The 20,316-nt window shown below is 75.4% G+C and carries 15 protein-coding genes; 4 read left to right on the top strand and 11 right to left on the bottom strand.

From position 1 onward, the window contains the following. Positions 1 to 13: 13 nt before the first annotated feature. On the bottom strand, positions 14 to 691 hold the full coding sequence (locus HJC40_RS37125; RefSeq protein ID WP_250008194.1) for an ABC transporter ATP-binding protein: 678 nt from the start codon (positions 689 to 691) through the stop codon (positions 14 to 16). Then, positions 688 to 1,578, bottom strand: coding sequence for an ABC transporter ATP-binding protein (locus HJC40_RS37120; protein ID WP_250008193.1), 891 nt, complete (start codon positions 1,576 to 1,578; stop codon positions 688 to 690). Before HJC40_RS37120 ends, HJC40_RS37125 begins: the two co-directional genes overlap by 4 nt. 173 nt (positions 1,579 to 1,751) lie before the next feature. Between HJC40_RS37120 and HJC40_RS37115 the strand changes: the two genes are divergently transcribed. Beyond that, complete coding sequence (locus HJC40_RS37115; protein WP_250008192.1) at positions 1,752 to 4,559, top strand: glycosyl hydrolase; 2,808 nt, start codon at positions 1,752 to 1,754, stop codon at positions 4,557 to 4,559. Between the two features lie 196 nt (positions 4,560 to 4,755). Here the strand turns inward: HJC40_RS37115 and HJC40_RS37110 are convergent, their stop codons facing one another. From HJC40_RS37110 to HJC40_RS37085, 6 genes are read right to left on the bottom strand one after another with little or no spacing between them, the layout of a single operon-like run. Beyond that, positions 4,756 to 6,855: a transglutaminase domain-containing protein gene (locus HJC40_RS37110; RefSeq protein ID WP_250008191.1), complete on the bottom strand. Its 2,100-nt coding sequence runs from the start codon at positions 6,853 to 6,855 to the stop codon at positions 4,756 to 4,758. Further along, on the bottom strand, positions 6,852 to 7,856 hold the full coding sequence (locus tag HJC40_RS46395) for a DUF58 domain-containing protein (protein ID WP_250008190.1): 1,005 nt from the start codon (positions 7,854 to 7,856) through the stop codon (positions 6,852 to 6,854). Before HJC40_RS46395 ends, HJC40_RS37110 begins: the two co-directional genes overlap by 4 nt. Positions 7,857 to 7,858: 2 nt before the next feature. Further along, a complete protein-coding gene (locus HJC40_RS37100) occupies positions 7,859 to 8,806 on the bottom strand; it encodes a MoxR family ATPase (protein WP_250008189.1) in 948 nt (315 codons plus the stop codon). Continuing rightward, positions 8,806 to 10,833, bottom strand: a complete 2,028-nt coding sequence (locus tag HJC40_RS37095; RefSeq protein WP_250008188.1) for a fibronectin type III domain-containing protein — start codon at positions 10,831 to 10,833, stop codon at positions 8,806 to 8,808. Before HJC40_RS37095 ends, HJC40_RS37100 begins: the two co-directional genes overlap by 1 nt. Before the next feature lie 52 nt (positions 10,834 to 10,885). Beyond that, positions 10,886 to 12,130 carry a sensor histidine kinase KdpD gene (locus HJC40_RS37090; RefSeq protein ID WP_250008187.1) on the bottom strand — a complete coding sequence of 415 codons (1,245 nt, stop codon included), beginning with the start codon at positions 12,128 to 12,130 and terminating at the stop codon, positions 10,886 to 10,888. Next, the gene (locus HJC40_RS37085; protein WP_250008186.1) at positions 12,127 to 12,801 is read right to left on the bottom strand and encodes a response regulator transcription factor; all 675 of its coding nucleotides are present in this window, start codon (positions 12,799 to 12,801) and stop codon (positions 12,127 to 12,129) included. Before HJC40_RS37085 ends, HJC40_RS37090 begins: the two co-directional genes overlap by 4 nt. Before the next feature lie 76 nt (positions 12,802 to 12,877). Here HJC40_RS37085 and HJC40_RS37080 point away from each other — a divergent pair, with 76 nt between their 5' ends. Genes HJC40_RS37080 through HJC40_RS46390 form a run of 3 tightly spaced genes read left to right on the top strand, consistent with a single transcriptional unit; the run spans position 12,878 to position 14,476 of the window. Continuing rightward, complete coding sequence (locus HJC40_RS37080; RefSeq protein WP_250008185.1) at positions 12,878 to 13,594, top strand: AfsR/SARP family transcriptional regulator; 717 nt, start codon at positions 12,878 to 12,880, stop codon at positions 13,592 to 13,594. A gap of 5 nt (positions 13,595 to 13,599) precedes the next feature. Continuing rightward, positions 13,600 to 13,902: a LuxR C-terminal-related transcriptional regulator gene (locus HJC40_RS37075; RefSeq protein ID WP_250008308.1), complete on the top strand. Its 303-nt coding sequence runs from the start codon at positions 13,600 to 13,602 to the stop codon at positions 13,900 to 13,902. Then, the gene (locus HJC40_RS46390; RefSeq protein WP_250008184.1) at positions 13,820 to 14,476 is read left to right on the top strand and encodes a response regulator transcription factor; all 657 of its coding nucleotides are present in this window, start codon (positions 13,820 to 13,822) and stop codon (positions 14,474 to 14,476) included. Before HJC40_RS37075 ends, HJC40_RS46390 begins: the two co-directional genes overlap by 83 nt. Positions 14,477 to 14,480: 4 nt before the next feature. On the opposite strand, the gene HJC40_RS37065 is transcribed toward HJC40_RS46390, so the two are convergent. Genes HJC40_RS37065 through HJC40_RS37055 form a run of 3 tightly spaced genes read right to left on the bottom strand, consistent with a single transcriptional unit; the run spans position 14,481 to position 20,169 of the window. Then, positions 14,481 to 14,969, bottom strand: coding sequence for an SUKH-4 family immunity protein (locus HJC40_RS37065; protein WP_250008183.1), 489 nt, complete (start codon positions 14,967 to 14,969; stop codon positions 14,481 to 14,483). Positions 14,970 to 14,986: 17 nt separating this feature from the next. Continuing rightward, positions 14,987 to 19,138 (bottom strand): polymorphic toxin-type HINT domain-containing protein, encoded by a 4,152-nt coding sequence (locus HJC40_RS37060; protein WP_250008181.1) that lies wholly within the window; start codon positions 19,136 to 19,138, stop codon positions 14,987 to 14,989. Beyond that, positions 19,135 to 20,169, bottom strand: coding sequence for a hypothetical protein (locus HJC40_RS37055; protein WP_250008180.1), 1,035 nt, complete (start codon positions 20,167 to 20,169; stop codon positions 19,135 to 19,137). The genes HJC40_RS37060 and HJC40_RS37055 overlap by 4 nt, the downstream gene beginning before the upstream one ends. Positions 20,170 to 20,316 lie beyond the last annotated feature (147 nt).

The raw sequence follows: 20,316 nt of genomic DNA, 5'->3' as shown, positions 1-20,316 counted from the left end.
GACGTCCGGGCGGTCACGGCTCCACCCGCCCGTCGCCGATCCGGATCACCCGGTCGGCCAGCGCCATCATGACGGGGTCGTGGGTGGCGACGACGGCCGTGACGCCCTCGGACTCGACGACGCCGCGCAGCAGTCCCATCACGGCCAGGCCGGTCTCGGCGTCGAGCTGACCGGTCGGCTCGTCGGCGACCAGCAGCCGGGGCGAGGCGGCCAGCGCGCGGGCGATCGCCACCCGCTGTTGCTGGCCGCCGGACAGCTCGCCGGGCCGCTGCTCGGCGTGGTCGCCCAGGCCGACCAGATCGAGCAGCAGCCGCACCCGGCGCTCGCGCTCGCGGGGCTCGGCCCGGGCCAGCCGCAGCGGCACGCCCACGTTCTCGGCCGCGGACAGCACGGGGATCAGCCCGAACGTCTGGAACACGTAGGAGACCTTGTCGCGGCGCAGGCGGGACAGGCCGTCCTCGTCCAGGCCGGTGACCTCCAGCCCGTCGACCATGACCGTGCCGGAGTCGGGCCGGTCGAGCCCGCCGATCACGTTGAGCAGCGTGGTCTTGCCGGAGCCGGACCGGCCGACCAGGGCCACCATCGTGCCCGGCTCGACGTCGAACGAGACGTCCCGCAGGGCGTGCACGGCGGCCGCGCCCGACCCGAAGGTGCGGTTCACCTGCCGGACGGCCAGCAGCGCGCCGGTCATGCGTCGGGCCGGATCGTGATGTGGTCGGGTTCGAGCGCGAGCCGGACCCGTCTGGTCAGCGCGAGGGCCTCGCGGTAGTCGCGGGGCACCTGGATGCGCCCGGCCCGGTCCATCACGGCGTACTCCTCGGCGATGACGTGGGTGCCGCCGTCGTCGGCGGTCGCGGTGCGGCGCAGCACCTCGCTGCTGGTGCGTCCGTCGCGGATCGCCACGGTCCGCTCGACCTGGCCGCTGACCGCCGGGTCGTGGGTGACCACCACGACGGTGACGCCGAGGTCGCGGTTGACGTCGCGCAGGGCGCCGAACACCTCGGCCGAGGTGGCCGTGTCGAGCTCACCGGTCGGCTCGTCGGCCAGCAGCACGTGCGGCTGGTTGGCCAGCGCGACCGCGATGGCGACGCGCATCTGCTGCCCGCCGGACAGCTGGCCCGGCGTGCGCCCGGCGTACTGGCCGACGCCCAGCGCGTCGAGCAGCTCGCCTGCCCGCTGCCGGCGGACGGCCTTGGGCGTGCCGGCGGCGGTCATCGGCAGGTCGACCATCTGTCGCGCGGTCAGGTACGGGATGAGGTTGCTGGCGGTCTGCTGCCGGACGAAGCCGACGGTGTGCCGCCGGTAGCGCACCCGGTCGGCGCGCGACATCGACAGCAGGTTCCACTTCTCGACCCGGGCCCGCCCGGCGGTCGGGGCGTCGACCCCGGCCAGGATGGACAGCAGCGTCGACTTGCCCGAACCGGAGGCGCCGACGACCGCGACCATCTCGCCCCGTTCGACGACCAGATCGAGTCCCTGCAGCGCCTGGATCTCCACCGGCCCGGTCTGATAGATGCGCACCAGGCTCTCGCAGGCGATCAGCGCCTGGTCGCCGAACTCCGGCTCGGATGCTGCCATCACGTACCTCCGCCCGGGTGGATCACTGTTATACCGCGCACCCGCCCGGGCCTGCCGCCCGGTCTTCGTAACATTGACGAAACTTCCTGGTGTCGATAGGTTCTGAGAGTTGGAGAGCGCTCTCTCCCCGGTTGGCGCCCTCCGGATCCCCCATCCCCCTGGAGGCCATCCGCATGGCACGATCCCCTTCCTCCCGACGTCTCACCGGTCTGCTCACCGCCGCCCTCGTCGCGCTCGGCGCCGGCGGCCTCGCGGTGACGACCGGCGCCGGCAGCGCCTCGGCCGCCCCGGTCGGCGCCGGCAGTTACGCCGAGACCCTCCCGGCCGGCCGCAGCCTGCCCACCGGGTGCGGCTCGATCTCGACCAACCCCCGGCAGTACGTCACCGGCAACGCCCCGGCCGGCCCGGTGCCCACCAACGACTGGTGGTCCTCGCTGCTCTACAAGCGCATCGACTGCCAGTTCTCGATGCCGCTGTTCGCCGGCCCGGCCGCCTACAAGCCGGGCGCGGGCGGCATGGGCCTGTCCTACCAGACCGACGCCGCGATCAGCGGCTCGGCGACCGGGACCGGCGAATTCCACTACCCGTACGCCGAGCACGTGCGCGTCGGGGTCGACGGGTTGAACGCCACCCAGGCCCTGGTCGACGGCTGGAGCGACTGGACGGTCAGCACCGCGCTCAGCGGCGGCGGGCGCACCCTGCGGGCCACCGTCGGCCGCGGGCTGCCGCTCTCGTACTACCAGGTGACCGGCGGCGACGCGGTGATCACCACGACCGGGACGGGCACCGCGTGGTCGAACAGCGGCAACCGGATCGGCTTCTCGATCGGCGGCCACGACTACGTCGCCTGGGCCCCGACCGGCGCCACGTGGGCGCACAGCGGCACCACGATCCGGTCCAACCTGGCCGGGCGCGGCTACCTGTCGGTGGCCGTGCTGCCGACCACGGCGTCGACCAGCACGGCCGACAAGATCGCGCTGGCCGACCGGTTCACGCCGTACGCGCACAACCACGTCACCGGCAGCCGCCTGTCCTACAGCTACAACCAGGCCGGCGGCACGGTCAACACCACCTACGCCCTGACGACGACCGCCCGTGAGGGCAGCGGCACCGGCACGGTCATCGCGCTCTACCCGCACCAGTGGCGCTACCTGACCGGGTCGACCCCGCTGGCGCAGAGCTACGTGTCACCGCGCGGCGCCATGCGCGTCGTCACCGGCACGCAGTTCACCACGTCCATGAAGTACACCGGGGTGCTCCCGGAGATCCCGGCCGTGGGCGACTCCTCCGGCGCCGACCTCGGCACGGTCACGAACTTCCTCAACGCCGAGCTGAACAACCCGGCCGACTTCCGTGGCGACGACACGTACTGGACCGGCAAGGGCCTCGGCCGCGCGGCCCGGATCGCGGAGATCGCCGATCAACTCAACATCACCTCCGTACGGGACTCCGCCCTCAACGTCATCCGGACGCGCCTGACCGACTGGTTCACCGCGACGCCCGGCAAGACCTCACGCGTCTTCTACTACGACCGCAACTGGGGCACGCTGATCGGCTACCCGGCGTCGTACGGCTCCGACCAGGAACTCAACGACCACCACTTCCACTACGGCTACTTCATCGCCGCGGCGGCGACGCTGGCCAAGTTCGACCCGGCGTGGGCCTCGGCCGGCCGGTACGGCGGCATGGTCGACCTGCTGATCCGCGACGCCAACAACTACGACCGCTCCGACAGCCGGTTCCCGTACCTGCGCGACTTCGACATCTACGAGGGTCACGACTGGGCGTCCGGGCACGGCTCGTTCGGCGCCGGCAACAACCAGGAGTCCTCGTCGGAGGGACAGAACTTCGCCAACGCGCTGATCCAGTGGGGTCAGGCCACCGGCAACACCGCCGTGCGCGACGCCGGCGTCTGGATCTACACGACCCAGGCCGCGGCCATCAACGAGTACTGGTTCGACGTGCGCAACGAGAACTTCCCGGCGAACTGGGGGCACAACTACTCGGCCATCGTGTGGGGCTCCGGCGGGGCGTACGCGACCTGGTTCTCCGGCGAGCACGAGATGATCGTCGGCATCAACATGCTGCCGATCACCGGTGGCCAGTTCTACCTGGGCGACCACCCGGCCGCGGTCCGCAGCACGTACGCCGAGCTGGTGCGCAACAACGGCGGTGAACCCACGCTCTGGCGCGACATGCTCTGGCAGTACCTCGCGCTGGGCGATCCGGACGGGGCGCTGGCGCGCTTCCGGGCCGACACCTCGTACACGCCGGAGGAGGGCGAGAGCAAGGCCCACACCTTCCACTGGATCCGCAACCTGGCCGCGCTCGGGCAGGTCGACACCACGGTCACGGCCAACCACCCGCTGGCCAAGGTCTTCGTCAAGAACGGGGCCAAGACGTACGTGGCCTCAAACATCACCGGCAGCGCGCAGACCGTCACGTTCTCCGACGGCCGGACGCTCGCCCTGCCGGCCGGCAAGACGGTGGCCAGTGGCGCGACCAACTGGTCGGGCGGCAACGCGAGCGGCGGCGGCACCACCCCGACCGACCCGCCCCCGACCGACCCGCCGCCGACCGGCTGCGGCACGGGCACCCTGGCCTCGCAGGCCCGCCCGGCGACGGCGTCGACCACCGAGGCCGGCTTCCCGGCCGGCAACGCGGTGGACGGCAACGCCGGCACCCGCTGGTCGTCGGCGTTCGCCGACCCGCAGTGGCTCCAGGTCGACCTCGGTTCGTCGCGGGCCCTCAACCGGGTCGAGCTGAGCTGGGAGGCGGCGTTCGGCCGGTCGTACCGCATCGAGACGTCGGCCAACGGCACCACCTGGACGCCGGCCGTCACGGTCACCGGCACCGGAACCGGCGGGCAGGCCACGCACGCGCTCACCGGTGACGCCCGCTACGTGCGCATGTACGGCACCGAGCGCGGCACGCCGTACGGCTACTCGCTGTGGGAGTTCAAGGTCTACGCCTGCAGCTGACCGACCTGCAGCTGACCGACCGGGGCCGCCCGTGGGAGACCTCTCCCGCGGGCGGCTTCGTCGTTCCCAGCGACGGCCGCGCAGGCCGGCCAGGAGGCCGGCGGTGATGATTCCGGAGTTTTTCATGGACGCCGGGTTCCCGGCCTGGTGACCGGCTGGCCTGTATCGGAACCGTGCCGGTGGCGACACAGGACTGTCATGAAGGAGCTCGATCCCGGGGTTGCCCCACGCCGGCGGTTCCGGCCGGGGGGTCCGGCCGGTGGCGGTGACGGGTCGCGGACAGGCCGCGCAGGCTGACCGCGGCCAGCAGCCGGGCCCGCGGGCCCCGTTCGGCCAGGCCGCGCCGGAGCGCGCGAACCGACGACCAGGCCTCGGCGAGGTCGGCGCGGCGCACACCGTCACCGGACCAGGCCGCCCGGTCGGCGACCGCTCCGAGCCGGCGCAGCGCCGCCGTGGCGGGCTCGGGTATCCCGCAGGCCAGGTCGCGCAGGGTCATCGCGGGGGAGACGGTCAGGCCGTACGCCAGCAACCGGTCGCGGGCCTCGCCGGCCGCCGCCAGCACGCCGTCGGCGCCGCGACGCCGGCGGCGGAGCCCGGCCCGGGCGGCCCAGAGCAGCGGCACGACGACCGGCCAGGCGAGCAGGACGCCGGGAACCAGCGCCCACCACGGTGACCGGTGACGCGGCCGGGCCGCCGCGGGGACGGGCGCCGCCGCCGGAGCCGGGGGAGCGGCGCCGGGCCGGCCGGGCCGGGCCGAACGGGCCTGCTGCGCCGCCGCGGCCGGACCGGTGGCCCGGACTCCGGCGGCGGACGCCTGACCGGTCGGGTCGAGCGGGATCCAGCCCGCGCCGGGCACGGCCACCTCGGGCCAGGCCAGCGCGTCGCCGTTGCGGACCGTGTAGGCGCCGTCGGCGTCCGGGCGGGCGGGCGTGCGGTAGCCGACGGCCAGGCGGGCCGGGATGCCGGCCATCCGGGCCAGGACGACGTACGCGGCGGCCACCTGCTCACTCGTTCCCCGCCGGGTCGTCCGCAGGAACTCGGCGAGCTGCGGCCAGCTGTGCCCCGTGGGCAGATCGTCGCCGGTCGCCAGGCGGTACTCGGCGCGGAACCAGGCCTCCAGCCGCAGGGCGGCCCGGAAGGACGAGCGCTGCCCGCCGGTCGCCCGGGCCGCGAGCTCGGCCAGTCCGGGGGGTGCGTTGCCGATGGGACCGAGCCCACCCGGCGCCCGGTCGTCCACCCCGGAGCGCAGCAGCGCCGCCCCGTCGATCTGGGGCTCCCACCACCGCAGCGTGTAGTCGACCGGGCCGGCCAGCAGCAGTGTTCCGTGACCGGGGGCGACGTACGGCGCCGCCCCCTCGACCGCGGCCGGCCAGGTCTGGCTGGGCAGCCACGGGCCGGGCGCGCCGGCCACGGTCGCGGCCCGCTCGCGCACCGGGCCGGTGATCACCGGCGGCAGCCGGGCGCCGAGGCGGCGCAGCCGGTCCCCGGGTGTCCACTCGACGCCGTCGAACCGGTCCAGCACCACCAGTTGCCACCGGTCGGGCACCACGTCGGCCCGGAACCGGAACACCGGCGTACCCGGCTGCGCCAGCCGTCCGGCCAGTTCGTCGAGCGGGCTCGTCAGCGGGGCGGGCACCGGCGGGGGCGGCGGGTCGGCGCGGAACGAGAAGCGCGCGCCGGCGGGCGACACGACGACGCCGGCCAGCACCACCGCGCCCACGGCGCCCGCCGCGGCCGGGATCAGCGCTACGGCCCGGGCCCGAGCGAGCAGCACGCCCGCGAGCCCGGCCCAGCCGAGCGCGACGCCGACCGCCGGCCCGGTCGTCAGGGGTACGTGGGCCTGGGCGAACAGGAGCAGGGCGAGGCCCGGGAGCAGGGCCGGCAACGGGCTGCGGAGCCGGTGGAGCAGCTCCAGGGCGACGACCGCGGCGGCCACGGTCAGCAGCGGTACAAAGATGATCAACTCGGTCTCGGGCCGGACCGGCCACGTCGACTCGAGCGTCTGCCGCCATGAGCGGGTGACCCCGTCGACGACGGCGTGCAGGGTCGCGGCGGTGGGCAGCCCGGCCACCGTCGTCGGCCACAGCAACGTCGCGCCGATCGTCAGCAGCCCGGCCACGGTGGCCAGCAACGGGCGCCAGTCGGGCACCCGATTGCCGAGCAGCGCCACCACCAGCACGGCCAGCGCCGGCGCCCCCACCGGCACCAGCAGCGCGGTCAGGCCGAACACCGGCGCGAACAGCAGACCGCCGAGGACCGTGGTCAGCACGACCGGGACGGCGCGGACTCGGCTCATCGACGCGCCTCGTTCCAGGATCGCAACGCCCGCGCCGCGTCGACGCCCCGGCCGAGGGCGAGGACCACGACGCTGTCGTAGGCCCGGCCGAGGAAGGCCGGCGCGGCGGGCCCGCCGGTGATCAGCACGAGCCGCCCGCCGCGGCCCGGCGCGGTCAGCGGGCCCGGGCCGTCCTGCCGCACGTCAGCGAGAACCTCGAGGAAGTGCCCGGTCGACGCGCGGCCGTCCGCGGTCACCAGGCGGGCCGGGACCCCGGCCCGGCCCGCCGCGCCCAGCAGCGACGCGGCCAGGTCGACTGCCTCCTCGAAGTCGTCCGGGCCGAGCACGCCGGCCCGGGTGTCGAGCAGCACGGTGAGCCGCACCTGCCGGGGGTCGCCGAGGTCGCGGACCATGAGCCGGCCGGTGTGCGCGGTGGCCCGCCAGTGCACCAGCCGCATCTCGTCACCGGACTCGTACTCGCGGATGCCCCGCGGCTCGGCCGCGCCCCGCCACAGGTCGTCGGTGGCCGGGCCGGCCGGGGCCGCCCGCACCGGCCCGCCCGCGGCCCGGGCCGGCAGTTGGCGCGGATGGACCAGCAGCGTCGCGGTGGAACCGGTGCGGCGCCGGCTGCGGGCCAGCCCCAGCGGATCCTCCCGGCCGACCTCGAGCGGGCCGAGCGGGAACCGGCCGCGCACGCCGGTCGGGAGCGGATACTCGGCGGCGTCCGCGGTCCGGACCACGTGCCCGCGCCCGGCGACGGTGTCGCGGATCTCGACTGTCGTGCCGGGCGGGCGCACGGTGAGGACGGCGACGGCCCGCGCGCCCCGTTCGACCCGCTCCGGGCTGATCGTGCGGGTGACCTCGACCCGCGGGCCCCGGCGCACGCTCAGCAGGGCCCCGGCCACCGCGCCCAGGCCGGCCGCGCCGATCAGCGCGGGCAGCGGATAGCGCAGCCACCAGCCGGAGGCCACGAGAAGGAGCGCGGCGACCAGCACCGCGACGCCCCGCCGGGTCGGCCGCACGGTCAGCGGCCCACGCCTGTCGCGGGCACGACGGTCGCGGCCAGGACCTCCGCCACGACGCCCTCGGGGTCGCGCCCGGCCAGCTCGGCCTCGGGCGTGCGCACCAGCCGGTGGGCGAGGACGGGCCCGGCCACGTCCTTCACGTCGTCCGGCGTCACGAAGTCGCGGCCGGCCACGGCGGCCAGCCCCTGGGCGGCGCGGACGAGCCCGATGCTCCCCCGCACGCTGGCCCCGAAACGGACCGCCGGATGGGTCCGCGTCGCGGCGGACAAGGCGACCGCGTACGCGGCGACGGCCTCGTCCACCCGCAGCGCCCGCACCTGGACGATGGCGTCGCGCAGCACCGCGATGTCGACCACCGGCCGCAGGTCGTCGGGCGACTCGCCGAAGCGGTCGGCCAGCACCACCCGGACCTCGTCGGCGGCCTCCGGGTAGCCCACCGACAGCCGCATGAGGAACCGGTCGAGTTGTGCCTCGGGCAGCCGGTAGGTGCCTTCCAGTTCGATCGGGTTCTGCGTGGCGACGACCAGGAAGGGCCGGGGGGCCTCGTACGTCTCGGCGTCCACCGTCACCCGTCGCTCGGCCATCACCTCGAGCAGCGCGGACTGAGTCTTCGGCGTGCCCCGGTTGATCTCGTCGGCCACCACGACGTTGGCGAACACGGCGCCCGGGTGGAAGGTGAACCGGTCGCTGCCGGGCAGGAAGACGCTGACCCCGGTGATGTCGCCGGGCAGCAGGTCCGGGGTGAACTGGATGCGGTGCCACGAGCCGCCGATGCTGCGGGCCAGGCAGCGGGCCAGCGACGTCTTGCCCAGGCCAGGCACGTCCTCGATGAGCAGGTGACCCTCGGCCAGCAGGGCGGCCACCGCGTACCGGACCAGGCGGGGCTTGCCGCGGATGATCCGCTCGACGTTCTCGATGATCCGGGTGGCGATCAGGTGAGCCGTCACTACGGTGCCCTCTCCGGCCAGAGGAAGCGGTTGGACTCGACGCCGTCCACGTCGACCCAGACCGTCTGGCCCGCGCCGCTGAACGGGAAGCGGCTCTGCGAGACCAAGGTCCCGTCGGCCCGGGTCTGGAGCTCCGCGCCAGTGCCGTTGAAGCGTCCCCATCCCGAGGCGACCGGGGTCAGCTGCACGTTCGTCAACGGCGGGAACCCGAAGAGCTCGACCCGGATGTTCCCACAGGAGGGCGGGCCGCAGTTGGTCCAGGTCGCGTCGCGTCCGCGCGACACGGTGATCCACCGGCTGGGCAGGGTGGCCTCGACGACGGCGGGCACGCCCGACCCGGCGGCGTTGCGGGCTGTGACCCCGATCCGGTACGGCGTCCCGCGCGTCAGCCCGGCGATGGCCGTCGTCCGCGTGTCCGCTCCGGTGGTCCGGGTGCCGCTCCCGCCGTCCGGCCCGATCCAGGTCACCTCGTACGCGGTGACGTCGGCGCCGTTCGCCGGTGCGGCGTCCCAGGTGAGGATCAGCTCGGTGGAGCGGGCGACGGCGGTCAGGCCGGGAGGCATCCCGGGCCGGTTGGGCAGCAGGGGTGGCTCCTCGGGGGTGCCCGAGGGACCACCGGCCGGCGGGCCGGTGGGATCGCCGGCCGGCGGGCTCGGGGCCGGGCCGGTCGGAGTGTCCTGGCCGGGCGTCGAAGACCCGGGACGGGGGTCGGCCGACGGCGGCGGGATCGTGAGCCGGGAGCCCGCGGGCCGGTTGCCGGTGATCGCCGGATCCGCGACCGGCGCTGTCTCGAGCGGCAGATCGTCGAGCGGCAGATCGGTGGGCGGGGGGTCGGTCGGCGGCACGTCGGTGGGCGCCAGGTCTGTGGGGGGCGGCACGCGGGTCGAGGGCGGCGCGGGCAGGGTCGTCGCGCTGCTCGCGGGCGCGCCGGGCCGCCGCGATGCCGATCGGGAACCGGCCGGGGTCCCGCCGCCGTCCCGGGCCGCCGCCGCGCCACCCTGGTCGTCGACCACGAGCACCTGCCGTCCCTGGCCGATCTCGACGTACACCCGGCCGTCCTGACCCTGCCGCAGCTGGGCCTCGCCGCGGCCCGGGGGCAAGGGCGTCACCCGCTGAAGCCGGCCCGTGGGTGCGTACGTGTGAATCTGCCGGCGTTGCAGTTCGAGCAGCACGACCGACGACCGGCCGGCCATCGGCGCGGCCCACCGGCCCCGCGGCAGCGCCACCCCGCCGGCGATGCCGCGCGTGTCCACCAGCAGCAGATCTCCGCCGGCCAGCACGGCCGCGCGGCCCTGCACCGAGGCCCCCGCGACCCGGATGCCGGGCGGCAGGTCGGCGCCGATCGTGGTCACCTTGCCCGGACCGTCCAGGGTCAGGGTGGTCAGGGTGTCGTCGACCGGGTCGAGGAAGACGGCGACCCCGTCGAGCACGCTGAGCGCCCCGGACCCGCCCGCCGGCGCCGGCGTCGCGCAGGTCACCCGGTCGGCCCCGGGCCGCAGGTGACAGAGCAGCCCGGCCGCGGTCCGGTGCAACCACAGCGTGCCGTCGGGGGTGACGACCGGGGCGCCCAGCGGGCCGCCGGCCTCGATCACCGCCCCGCCGGGGCCGAGCCGCACCACCTTGCCGGCCGCCCGGTAGACCGCGTAGGGCTGCCCGGCGCCGTCGACCGTGACCGGACGCTCGCGGGCCGGTGGCCGGGTCGTGCCGGTCACCGTGAGGCTCGACTTGTCGAGCTCGCGGATGTCGGTCGGCCCGATCACGTAGGAGCTGCGCTCACCCTCGACGACCTCCGTGCCCGGCTCGAGCCGGGGGACCGTGGCCCGGGCGTCGACCGTCCGGCTCACGCCGTTGACGCGGAAGACCGTGTCGCGGGCGGGGTCGGCGAACCAGCGGCCCACCGCGGCGAAGCGCACCCCGGGAGTGCCGGTGCTCGCCGTGGACACCGCGGCCACGCCGGCCACCAGGGCCAGGGCCACCAGCAGCACCATCGGCAGCCGGTTCCGCCGTCCCCCTCGTGCCCCGCTCATCCGGCGAGCATAGACAACCGCCTACATAATTGGTCCACAGTCGATACAGGATTCATCCACTGTCCACCGGGAGCGTCAGCTCGAAGATCGCCCCGCCCTCCTCGGCGTTGTAGACGTGCAGCCCGCCACCGTGGGCCTCGGCCACCCAGCGCACGATGGACAGCCCCAGTCCGCTGGAGCCGCCGGTGCTCCGGAACCGGTCGGACGCGGCGCCGGTCCGTGCCGGGTCGATGCCGGGGCCGTGATCGGCCACCATCACCCGGCCCCCGGCCACGGTGATGTGCACGACCGCCCGCTGCCCGGGCGCCCGGCCGTGCCGCAACGCGTTGTCCAGCAGGTTGCCGACCGCCCGGCGCACCAGGGCGGCGTCCGCCTCGACCCGGCTCGGCGCGGTCGTCACCGTCACCTGCGCGCCCTCGGCCGGAGTCTCGTCCACCACGGCGCTGACCAGCTGATCCAGCCAGACCGGCTCGCGTTCCAGGGTCTGCACCCCGGCGGCCAGCCGGGCCCGGACCAGCACCCCGTCGATGATGGTGCCCATTCGCTGGGCCAGCTCGACCGTGCGGGGCAGCAGCTCGGCGCGGTGACCGGGGTTGAGCAGCGCCGCCTCGGCCAGCGCCCGCAGCGCGGCCACCGGGGTGCGCAGGTCGTGCGCGGTGTCGGCCAGCAGCACCTCCTGCTGCTCGAGGGCCGCGGCGACCGGGCGCAGGGCGCGGGCGGCCAGCAGGCGCCCGGCCACTCCGATGACCAGCAGCAGCGCGGCGCAGCCGGCGACGAGGACGATCATCGCCCGCCGGTGGGCCGCGTCGGCCCGCGAGGCGTCGGCCACGGCGACCACGGCGCCGACGGCCTGCCCGTCCGGCTGCCGGAACGGCTCCGCGCCGAGCCGCACCGGCCGCCCGTCCTCGGCGGTCGCCTCGAAGGTGACCAGCCGGCCGGCCGAGGTGGCCCGCTCGGCCGCCCCGGCCAGCACGGCCGGGTCGACCGGCACGCATTCGAGGCGGCTGAAGTGGCCGGTGAACCGCGCGGACGTCCCGGGCAGCACGGCGAACTGCGGGCAGGAGCCGTCCAGCGGGTCGCGCAGGACGGCGGCGGTGGTGACCGTGCCGTCGAACCGGACCAGCCGCGACACCGTGGAGGTGACCCGGCGCAACTCGGCGTCCAGCCCGGCCTCACGGCGGGCGCTGTCGGACCGGACGAGCAGGGTGCCCAGCACGACCAGTCCGGTGGCGCCGGCCAGGCACGACCAGACGGTGAACCAGCGGGGCAGCGAGCGCAGCCGGCCGGCGGCGGTCATGAAGGCCCCGCCCCGCCGAAGCGGTAACCCCGCCCGCGGACGGTGTGCACCAGCTCCGGCTCGCCCAGCTTGGCCCGCAGCCGCCGCACCACCGCGTCGACCACGTTGGACATCGGGTCGGCGCTGGTGTCCCAGCAGTGCTCGATCAGCTCGGTGCGGCTGACGGCCTGCCCCGGGCGGCTCATCAGGTGCTCCAGCACGGCGAACTCCTTGCCGGTGAGGCCGAGCAGCACCCCGGCCCGGCGGGCCTGCCGGCGGGGACAGTTCACCTCCAGGTCGGCGTGGCGCAGCACGGCCGGGCGCACGGCGCCGCCCCGCCGGGCCAGGTTGCGCACGCGGGCCGTCAGCTCGGTCATCGCGAACGGCTTGACCAGGTAGTCGTCGGCGCCGTGCTCGAACCCGGCGACCACGTCGGCCACCGTGTCCCGGGCGGTCAGGAACAGCACCGGCGTCGTCCACCCGGTCTGCCGGCGGCGGCGCACGTAGTCGGCCGCGTCGCCGTCCGGCAGCATCCGGTCGAACACCACGCAGTCGGGCGGGCCGGCCGTCAGCGCGGCGTCCGCGGCCGCCACGCTGCCCGCCTGCCACACCTCGGCGCCGCCGCGGGCCAGCTCGGCGGCCACCGCCAGCCGCAGGTTCTCGTCGTCCTCGACCACCAGCACGCGTGTCATCGGATCCTCATGTGCGTCGATGGAAAGTAGTGCCGACGGCCACCATACGGAGGCCGCCGACCGAGGGAGTGCCGACGTGTTGTTCCACGTGCTCGGACCGATCGAGGTGCACGTCGAGGGGGCGCGCACACCGATCACCGGCAAGCCGGCGACCGTGCTGGCCACGTTGCTGCTGCACCGTGCGTGGGTCAGCCTCGACGAGCTGGCCGACGGCGTGTGGCCGGACGCGGCGGCGCCGCCCTCGGCGGTGGCCAACCTCCGCACGTACGTCTGGCAGGTGCGCCGGGCGTTGCCGGAGCGGGGCCGGGTGGAGCGCCGGGGGGACGCGTACCGACTGCGTGCGGAGCCGCACGAGGTGGACGCCGACCGGGCCGCCCGGACGGCGGTGGAGGCGGCCCGGACGGCCGACCCGGCGACGGCGTTGTCCCGGGTGGACGAGGCGCTGGGGTGGTGGCGGGGCCGCGCGTACCCGGGTCTCGCCGCCGCCTCGGCCGTCGCCGACCAGCTCGACGAGCTCCGGATCGACCTGCGTGAGCTCCGGGCGGCCCAGCTGCTGGCCCTGGACCGCGGGGCCGAGGCGGTGGCCGAGCTGCGGCAGGTCACCGTGGCCTCCCCGTTGCGCGAGGGGGCCTGGGCCGGACTGGTGCGCGCCCTGGCCACGACCGGTCGCCGGACCGAGGCGCTGCTCGCGTACCGCCGCGCCGCCGACCTGCTGGCCGCCGAGCTGAGCGTGCCGCCGGGCCCGCAGCTGCGGGCGGCGCGGCAGTCGGTGCTGTCGCTGGTGGCGGTGTGACCACGATGGACGAGAACCTCCTGGACGAGCGTGAGCGCCGGCTGCTCGGCCTGCTCGCCACCGGCCTGACCGACGAGTCGGTGGCCGCCCGCCTCGGCCTCTCCGAGCGCACGGTCCGTCGGACCATGGCCTCGATCATGGCCCGGCTCGGCGCGCGCAGCCGCTTCCAGGCCGGCCTGATCGCGGCCCGGCAGGGGGTGACCCCACCGGCTACCGTGTGTTCCTGTGCGGGTGCTTGTCATCGAGGACGACGCGAACATGCGCCTGGCGCTGGACGTGGCCTTGCGGGGCGCCGGCTTCGCGGTTGACACGGCCGCCGACCTGCCCGAGGTCGACGAGGCGCTGAGCGTGTACGCGTACGACTGCGCGGTCGTCGACCGGATGCTGCCCGCCGGCGACGCCCTGGACTACGTGGCCGCCCGCCGCCGGGCCGGCTGGCGCGTGCCGGTGCTGTTCCTCACCGGCCGCAGCGTCCCGGCCGAACGCGTGGCCGGCCTGGCCTGGGGCGACGACTACCTGGGCAAGCCGTTCGCCCTGCCCGAGCTGCTGGCCCGCGTCGGCAACCTGTGCCGCCGCGGCCCGGCCCCGCCGCCCGCGGCCGTCCTGCGCCACGCCGGCGTCGAGGTGGACGCCGACCGCTACGAGGCCCGCCGCGACGGCCGCCCGCTCACCCTGACCGGCAAGGAGTTCGCCGTGCTGGAGGCGCTGGTGGCGGCCGGCGGCGAGCCGGTCACCCGGGCGGCGCTGATAGCGGCCGGCTGGGACGAGCTGGTCCCACCGGCCTCCAACGTCCTCGACGTGGTGATCGCCCAGCTGCGCCGCAAACTCGGCGATCCCCCCGTTCTGCACACCGTCCGTGGCGTCGGTCATCATCTCGGTTGACCGCTCATCGATCGTCTCCGTCGTCGCCGTAGTCGCCGACCCCGACGTCGTTCAGGAAGGCCGACCAGAACCCGTCCGGATCGGCGGTCGAGACGACGTCGATCGTCTCGAGCGACTCCCGGAGCCGGTCCTCCGCGCTCCCGGCGTCGTCGAGATCGGCGTCCGCCGGATAGAAGGGGTAGGCGGAGGCGACCAGAGCCAACGACTCCACGAAGGCGGTCACCCCGGCGTTGACCGGAATCGGAGCGGCCGGCCGCCACGAAGCCAGCAACCAGACCGCGCCGTCGGCGTAGTCGAGAAACAGCGGATCCTCTTCGCGGGAATGGCCGAGAACGAGCCCGTCGACAGTTCTCCCGCCAATCGTCACCGACGTTCTCGCCGGTTCCGCATCGGCTTGGAAAATGGTGATCACACTGAGCGGCAGGCCGGTCTCCTGCAAGAACGCCTTTGCCTCCGCCGGGCAACCTTCGAGCGCGTCCGCGCCGATCTTCACGTATTTCATGTCATCACCTAATTGAAGAGGGCCTTCACCATCGCGGTCAGGGCTTTCTTGGATGCGACCCGCGAGGCGGGATCCGCGAAGGGGAACGTGTAGGTGATGTCAACACCATTCCTCAGCAGCGGAAGGACCTCCTTCTTCCCCGGGCCTTGGCACATCGGGCACATGCCGTACTCGGTGTAGATCTCGTCGATCGCCTGGGGCTGGAAACCCGCCGCCCGCACCAGGTCCACAAGCTTCGCTTCCGCATGTCCGCTCTTGTCGGAGTGGGCGACGAAGATCCGACTGCCGACTCTCGCCGCACCGTACATGTTCAGCCTGTTGTTGTCCGTGAGCCGTTGCTCCCGGGTGGCCCGGCTGAGCGCCGTGGAGCCGCTCGCCACCTGTCGGCCCGGATCGCAGAAAGCGGTAGCGGCGTTGTGCACGAGAACCGGCACATCCCCGGCGAGCACGTAGTACGTGTGCAGTCCGGCCACCGTGAAGTTGTGGACGGTCGCTTCGACGGTCCGCTCGGCGACCTGCAGGATGTGGACGGTGGCGCCGGACGCGGCGCGCAGCCGCATCCCGGCCCGCAACTCGTTCCCTTCCACCCACCGGCGGGTGTCCACCGACCAGAACGGATGGCCGGCGGTCGCGCTGATCGTGGTCACGCCGTCCGCGTCGGCGAAGGTGAGGTCGACCAGCGTCTTGACCCCGGTGCCGGTGATCAGACTCGTCACCGGCCGCGGCCCGGTCATCCCGGTGAGCGGGTCGCCGGCCAGCACCGAGTCTCCCGGCCGGACGGCTTCGATCGCGACGGTGCTGCGGTCGGCCAGGAGCACCCTGGTGCCGGGCAGGAAGCTGTTTCCCGGCACCTGGCAGCTCTTGAGACGGTCGGCCAGGGCGAGGAGATCGTCGACCTTCCGGCGAGCTTCGATGATCCGGGCGACGAACTGGATCAGCTTGGGCAGCAGCCGACTGATCTTGGCGACGGCGATGCCGGCCTTGGCCAGCGGCACGAAGTTCGCCAGGGTCTCGACGCAGGCCCACAGATCGCCCTGCAGGAAGCAGGCCTTGAGGTCGGGCAGCCCGGTCAGGTCCTCGAGCAGACCTTCGCCCTCCCGGGCGATGAAGTCGATGATGTCGCCGCTGGCCTCGGCCAGGAGCTCGCGGTACTCCTGCTGTTGCTCCGGGGTGAGGTAGGGGAGCAGCTCGCGGTCGTCCGGCACCTCGGGGTCGTTCGCCGGTCGCACCAGCCACCGCATCGCGTCCTGGCGGGCGGCGTCCTCGGCCCGGTAGGCCGCGTTCTGCGCGTCGATCGCGTGCTGCAACGCCTGCTCGGCCGCCTCCGCGGCGCTGTCGGCCGACCGCCGGGCGGCCTCGGCGGACCGTTGGGCGGTCGCGGCGTCGGCCTCCGCCTCGGTGGCCGCGTCCCGTGCCGCGGCGGCGTCCCGTTCCGCGGACCGCGCGGCCGCGGCGGCACGATCGGCGTCGGCGCGGGCGTCCGCCGCCGACCGTCCGGCGATGGCCGCGTCGTTCGCCGCGGCGTTGGCGGCGCTGCGGGCGCTGGTGGCGTCCGCCTTGGCCTGAGCGTCGGCCTGAGCCGCGCCGGCCGCCGCGGCGCGGGCCGCCGCCGCCTCGGTGGCGGCGTCGGCCGCGGACTTCTTGGCTTCGGCGGCCGAGGTCGCGGCGGCCGCGGCCGACTGGGCGGCGGCGGCCGAAGCGTCGAACGCCTCCTTGACGTCGGCGTTGGCGTCGCGGGCGGCCTGAGCCGCCCGCTGGGCCGCGGCGACCGCCTCGTTCGCCCGCTGCTGTGCCGCCGCGGCCTGCTGGGCGCCGATGACGCGGGCCTCGGCGGCCACCTGGGCGACGAAATCCGCGTCGAGGTCCGACGTGGTGAACGGGCTGACCATGACCAGCGCCAGGTTGTGCGGCTCGGCGATGCCGGCCGACGAGGCCCGGGCGGCCACCGAGGCGCTGACCGCGATGTCCGCCTGGGCCGAGGCGCCCACCGCCTCGGTGGTGGCCGCCTCGGCCTCCTGCTGGGTCCGCTGGGCGGCCCACAACGCCTGCACCGACTCGTTCTGGGCCTGCTCGGCCAGCCGGACGGCGGCCCGGGCCGCCTCGGCCGCCCGGGACTGCTGCGCGGTGGCCTCGCCGGCCCGGGCGTCGGCCTGCAGCCGGGCCTGGTGGGTCGCCTTGGCTTCCGCCTCGGCCCGGCCGGCCGCGGCGTCCGCGCGAACCGCGGCCGCCCGGGCCTCCTCGGAGGCCGCCCAGGCCCGGTCGGCGGCTCGCGCCGCCTCGGTTGCCGCCGCCCGGGAAGTGGCGGCGGCGCCGGTGGCGGTGTTCGCCGCGGCCCGGGCTGTCCGGGCCGCCACTCCGGCTTCCTGCGCGTCCCGGGCGGCCTGGTCCGCCTGGCGCTGCGCCTCGTCCTTCGCGTCGCCGCCGGCCGCGGCGGCCACCTTGGCCAGCACCTGCGCCCGGGCGACCGCTCCTTGCGAGAGGCGCTCCGCCTGGTAGGCGTCATCCCGGGCCCGCCGGGCGGCGCCCTCCTTGTCCCAGGCGGTCTCCTCGGCCGAGGCGGCGGCCGTGGCGGCCCGGTCGCTGCGCTGGGCGGCCGCCTCGGCGATCCGGGCCTGGGCCGACGCGTCCCGGCGCGCGTTCGCCGCGACCGCGGCCTGGCCCTCCGCGATCGTGCGCTGGTCGGCCGCGGTCTTGCGTTCCTTCTCGGCGATCAGTCGCTGGTCGCGGGCGGTGACCGCCTCGGCCTCGGCGGTGAGCCGGTGCTGCCGGGTCCGTGCGGCGGCCGCCCGAGCCTTGGCCTCGGCCGCCTGGGCCTGCTCGCGGGCGGTCTTGGCCCGGGCGGCGGCGGTCTTGGCCGCCTGCGCCTGCGCCTTCGCGGCGTCGGCGAGCTTCGCGGCCGCCGCCGCGTGTTCGCGGGCGTGCTCTTTCCACTTCGCCGCCTGCCGAGCGTGGGCCTCGGCCCGATCGGCCGCGGTCCGGGCGTTGTGGGTGGCGATCGTGGCGTCGACGGCGTGCGCCGCGGTGGTGGACGCGCCCACCGCCGCCACGGCGGCCTGGTGCATGCCCCGCACGATCAGGGACCATTCGGCGCCGTAGTCCAGGCCGGTCTCGATCAGGGTGTCGGCCGCGCCGACGGCCGCCGCGGCCGCCGCCTGTGCTCGTTGGGCGGCCTGCTGGGCCGCCGACAGCTGGGCTGCCGTCTCGGTTTTCGCCGTGGCGAGCTGGGCGCTCTTCTCCGCGCCGGATCCGCCGCCGGCCAGGATGCGTTCGGCCGAACGGGCCGCGTTGGCCGCGCCGGCCATCGCGTTGGCCGCGCGTTGCAGTTCCCGCACCGCGTTGCCGTGCGCGACCAGCAGGTGCCGGCGGGCCTCGGCGGCGCGGGCGGCCCGGCGGGCCAGGTCGGTCAGGTCCTCGGCCGCCTTGGTGCGCGCCTCGAGGTCGGCCAGGTACTGCTCGCGGGCGACGGCGTCGGCCTCGGCCGCGGTCCGGTAGCCACCGTTCCAGAACGCCGCCACGGCCGTGTCGTCGCCGGCCCGGGCCGCCTCGGCGGCGCGCTTCATCTCGGAGCCGTCGGGGGCGGCGGCCGCCACGGCGGTCAGCCGCTCGCGCAACACCCGGCGACGGTCGGTCTCGGCCGCGGTGGCCTGCTCGTCGCGGGTACGGGCGATCTCGGCGCCGTACGCGAGGAACGCGGCCCGGTCGGCGTCGCTGCCCCGCAGCACCCGGGTGACCTCGGCGTTGAACGAGCCGCCGGACGCCCCGGTCCCGGCCATCGCGCGGATCGCCGCGGTGTTGCGCTGCGCCGTCGCCGCGTACCGGTCGTCGATCTGCCGCTGCAGTGCCGGATGGGTCTCGTACATGTAGCGGTCGATCGCGCCGGGCTCGGTGGCGGCCAGCGCGGCCGCCGCGGCCTCGCGCAGCTCCGGTTCCTCGCTGAGCTCGGCGACGTCGGCGACCAGGGTGCGCAGGAACGGGTCGTCCGGGAAGGTGACGCCGGTCCGGCCGTCCCACTCCCCGGTGACCAGCGGCGGGACCGGGATGGGGGTGCCGGCCGCCCGCGCGGCCGGCGCCGGGGCGGCGGCCACCGGGCTGACCGGCGCCATCAGCAGGCCGGCGGCGACGAGCAGGGCGGCGCCGAACGCGCCGGGACGACGTCTCATGCCGCACCGCCGGTCATCCGCTGCTCGCCGGCCAGCGCCTCGGAGAACAGGCCGGACCAGTACGCCGCCTGTTCGGCCGCCTGTTCCCGTTCGGCCGCCCACGATTCCGCCGTGGCGCCGGCCGTGCCGAGCACGACGTTCCAGTTCGGACCCGTGGCGGCGCCGGCCGCTCCGGCCACCCGGCGCCAGTTCGCGGCCTGTTCCTCGGCGACCGCCTGGGCCTGGCCCCACACCACCCGGGGCGATCCGGTCTGGGCCGAGACGTCACCCCAGGCCCGGGCGGCGAGCGCGCGGGCCTGGCCGGCGGCCTCCCCGGCGGTGGCCAGCGCCGCGGTCTCGGCGTCGCGGGCGGTGCTGAGCAGACGCGCGACGCCGGCCCGCCAGCGCATGTCCTCGTCGGTCACCCGGATGCGGAAGGCTTCGAGATCGAGCGCGGCGGCGTTGGCCCACTCGTACGCGAAGAACTCGACCAGGTCGGCGTCGGTGGCCGCCGGGCGCAGCGCGAACGTGGCCGCCGCCCGGACCTGCTCGCCCGGGTCGGTGTCGCGCAGCGACCCGACGAAGTCGCGGTCGAACTGCTCGAGGGCCGCGGCCTGCTCGCCGGTGGCTTCGCGGGCTTGCCGGTCGCGCGCCTTGGCCGCCGCGTATCCGGTGCGGGCGAAGGCTTCCCGGTCCGCGGCGAACCGGCTGGTCAGCGCGAACTGGGCCGCCGCGTGCACCTCGGGGGCGAACTCGGCGGTGTGGGTGGCCAGCACGCGGCGGGCGAAGTCGGTGTTGCGGGCGTCGTTCTGCGCGGCCCGCAGCTTGGCGAACGCGAAGCCGCTGGCGACGAACCGCGCGACCGCGGCCTCCACGTCGTTGCTGACCAGCGCGCCCCAGGCGGCCGCGCGCACCGAGGACCGCGGGTCGACCAGGGTCACCGCGCGGGTGCGGGACCAGTTCGCCGAGTGCTGGTCGACGGCGGCCGCGGGAGCGGGCCCGGCGAGAGCCGTACCGGCCAGCAGCGCGACCGTCACGATAAGAATTCGCATTCTCGCTTTCATCGCACTCTCCACAGCAGACGACGAGATGGCGGCGACAGCTAAACATCAATGCGAATGCGAATGGCGGCGCTGGCCGGAAACGGCCAATGGAGTGGAAATGTATCGGCCTCGCTATAACCGTTCTTGCCGACTCCG

This window comes from Actinoplanes sp. M2I2, assembly GCF_023544445.1.
GTDB lineage: Bacteria > Actinomycetota > Actinomycetes > Mycobacteriales > Micromonosporaceae > Actinoplanes.
The sequence above is the reverse complement of the archived record's forward strand: the minus strand, read 5'-3'. Positions and strand labels throughout refer to the sequence as shown.

Bases quoted from the DNA above. Each gene is read 5' to 3' on its own strand.
- HJC40_RS37115 (WP_250008192.1), top strand. From the start codon at position 1,752: ATGGCACGATCCCCTTCCTCCCGACGTCTCACCGGTCTGCTCACCGCC.
- HJC40_RS37095 (WP_250008188.1), bottom strand. From the start codon at position 10,833: ATGAGCGGGGCACGAGGGGGACGGCGGAACCGGCTGCCGATGGTGCTG.
- HJC40_RS37110 (WP_250008191.1), bottom strand. From the start codon at position 6,855: ATGAGCCGAGTCCGCGCCGTCCCGGTCGTGCTGACCACGGTCCTCGGC.
- HJC40_RS37090 (WP_250008187.1), bottom strand. From the start codon at position 12,130: ATGACCGCCGCCGGCCGGCTGCGCTCGCTGCCCCGCTGGTTCACCGTC.
- HJC40_RS37120 (WP_250008193.1), bottom strand. From the start codon at position 1,578: ATGGCAGCATCCGAGCCGGAGTTCGGCGACCAGGCGCTGATCGCCTGC.
- HJC40_RS37075 (WP_250008308.1), top strand. From the start codon at position 13,600: ATGGACGAGAACCTCCTGGACGAGCGTGAGCGCCGGCTGCTCGGCCTG.
- HJC40_RS37055 (WP_250008180.1), bottom strand. From the start codon at position 20,169: ATGCGAATTCTTATCGTGACGGTCGCGCTGCTGGCCGGTACGGCTCTC.
- HJC40_RS37085 (WP_250008186.1), bottom strand. From the start codon at position 12,801: ATGACACGCGTGCTGGTGGTCGAGGACGACGAGAACCTGCGGCTGGCG.
- HJC40_RS37125 (WP_250008194.1), bottom strand. From the start codon at position 691: ATGACCGGCGCGCTGCTGGCCGTCCGGCAGGTGAACCGCACCTTCGGG.
- HJC40_RS37060 (WP_250008181.1), bottom strand. From the start codon at position 19,138: ATGAGACGTCGTCCCGGCGCGTTCGGCGCCGCCCTGCTCGTCGCCGCC.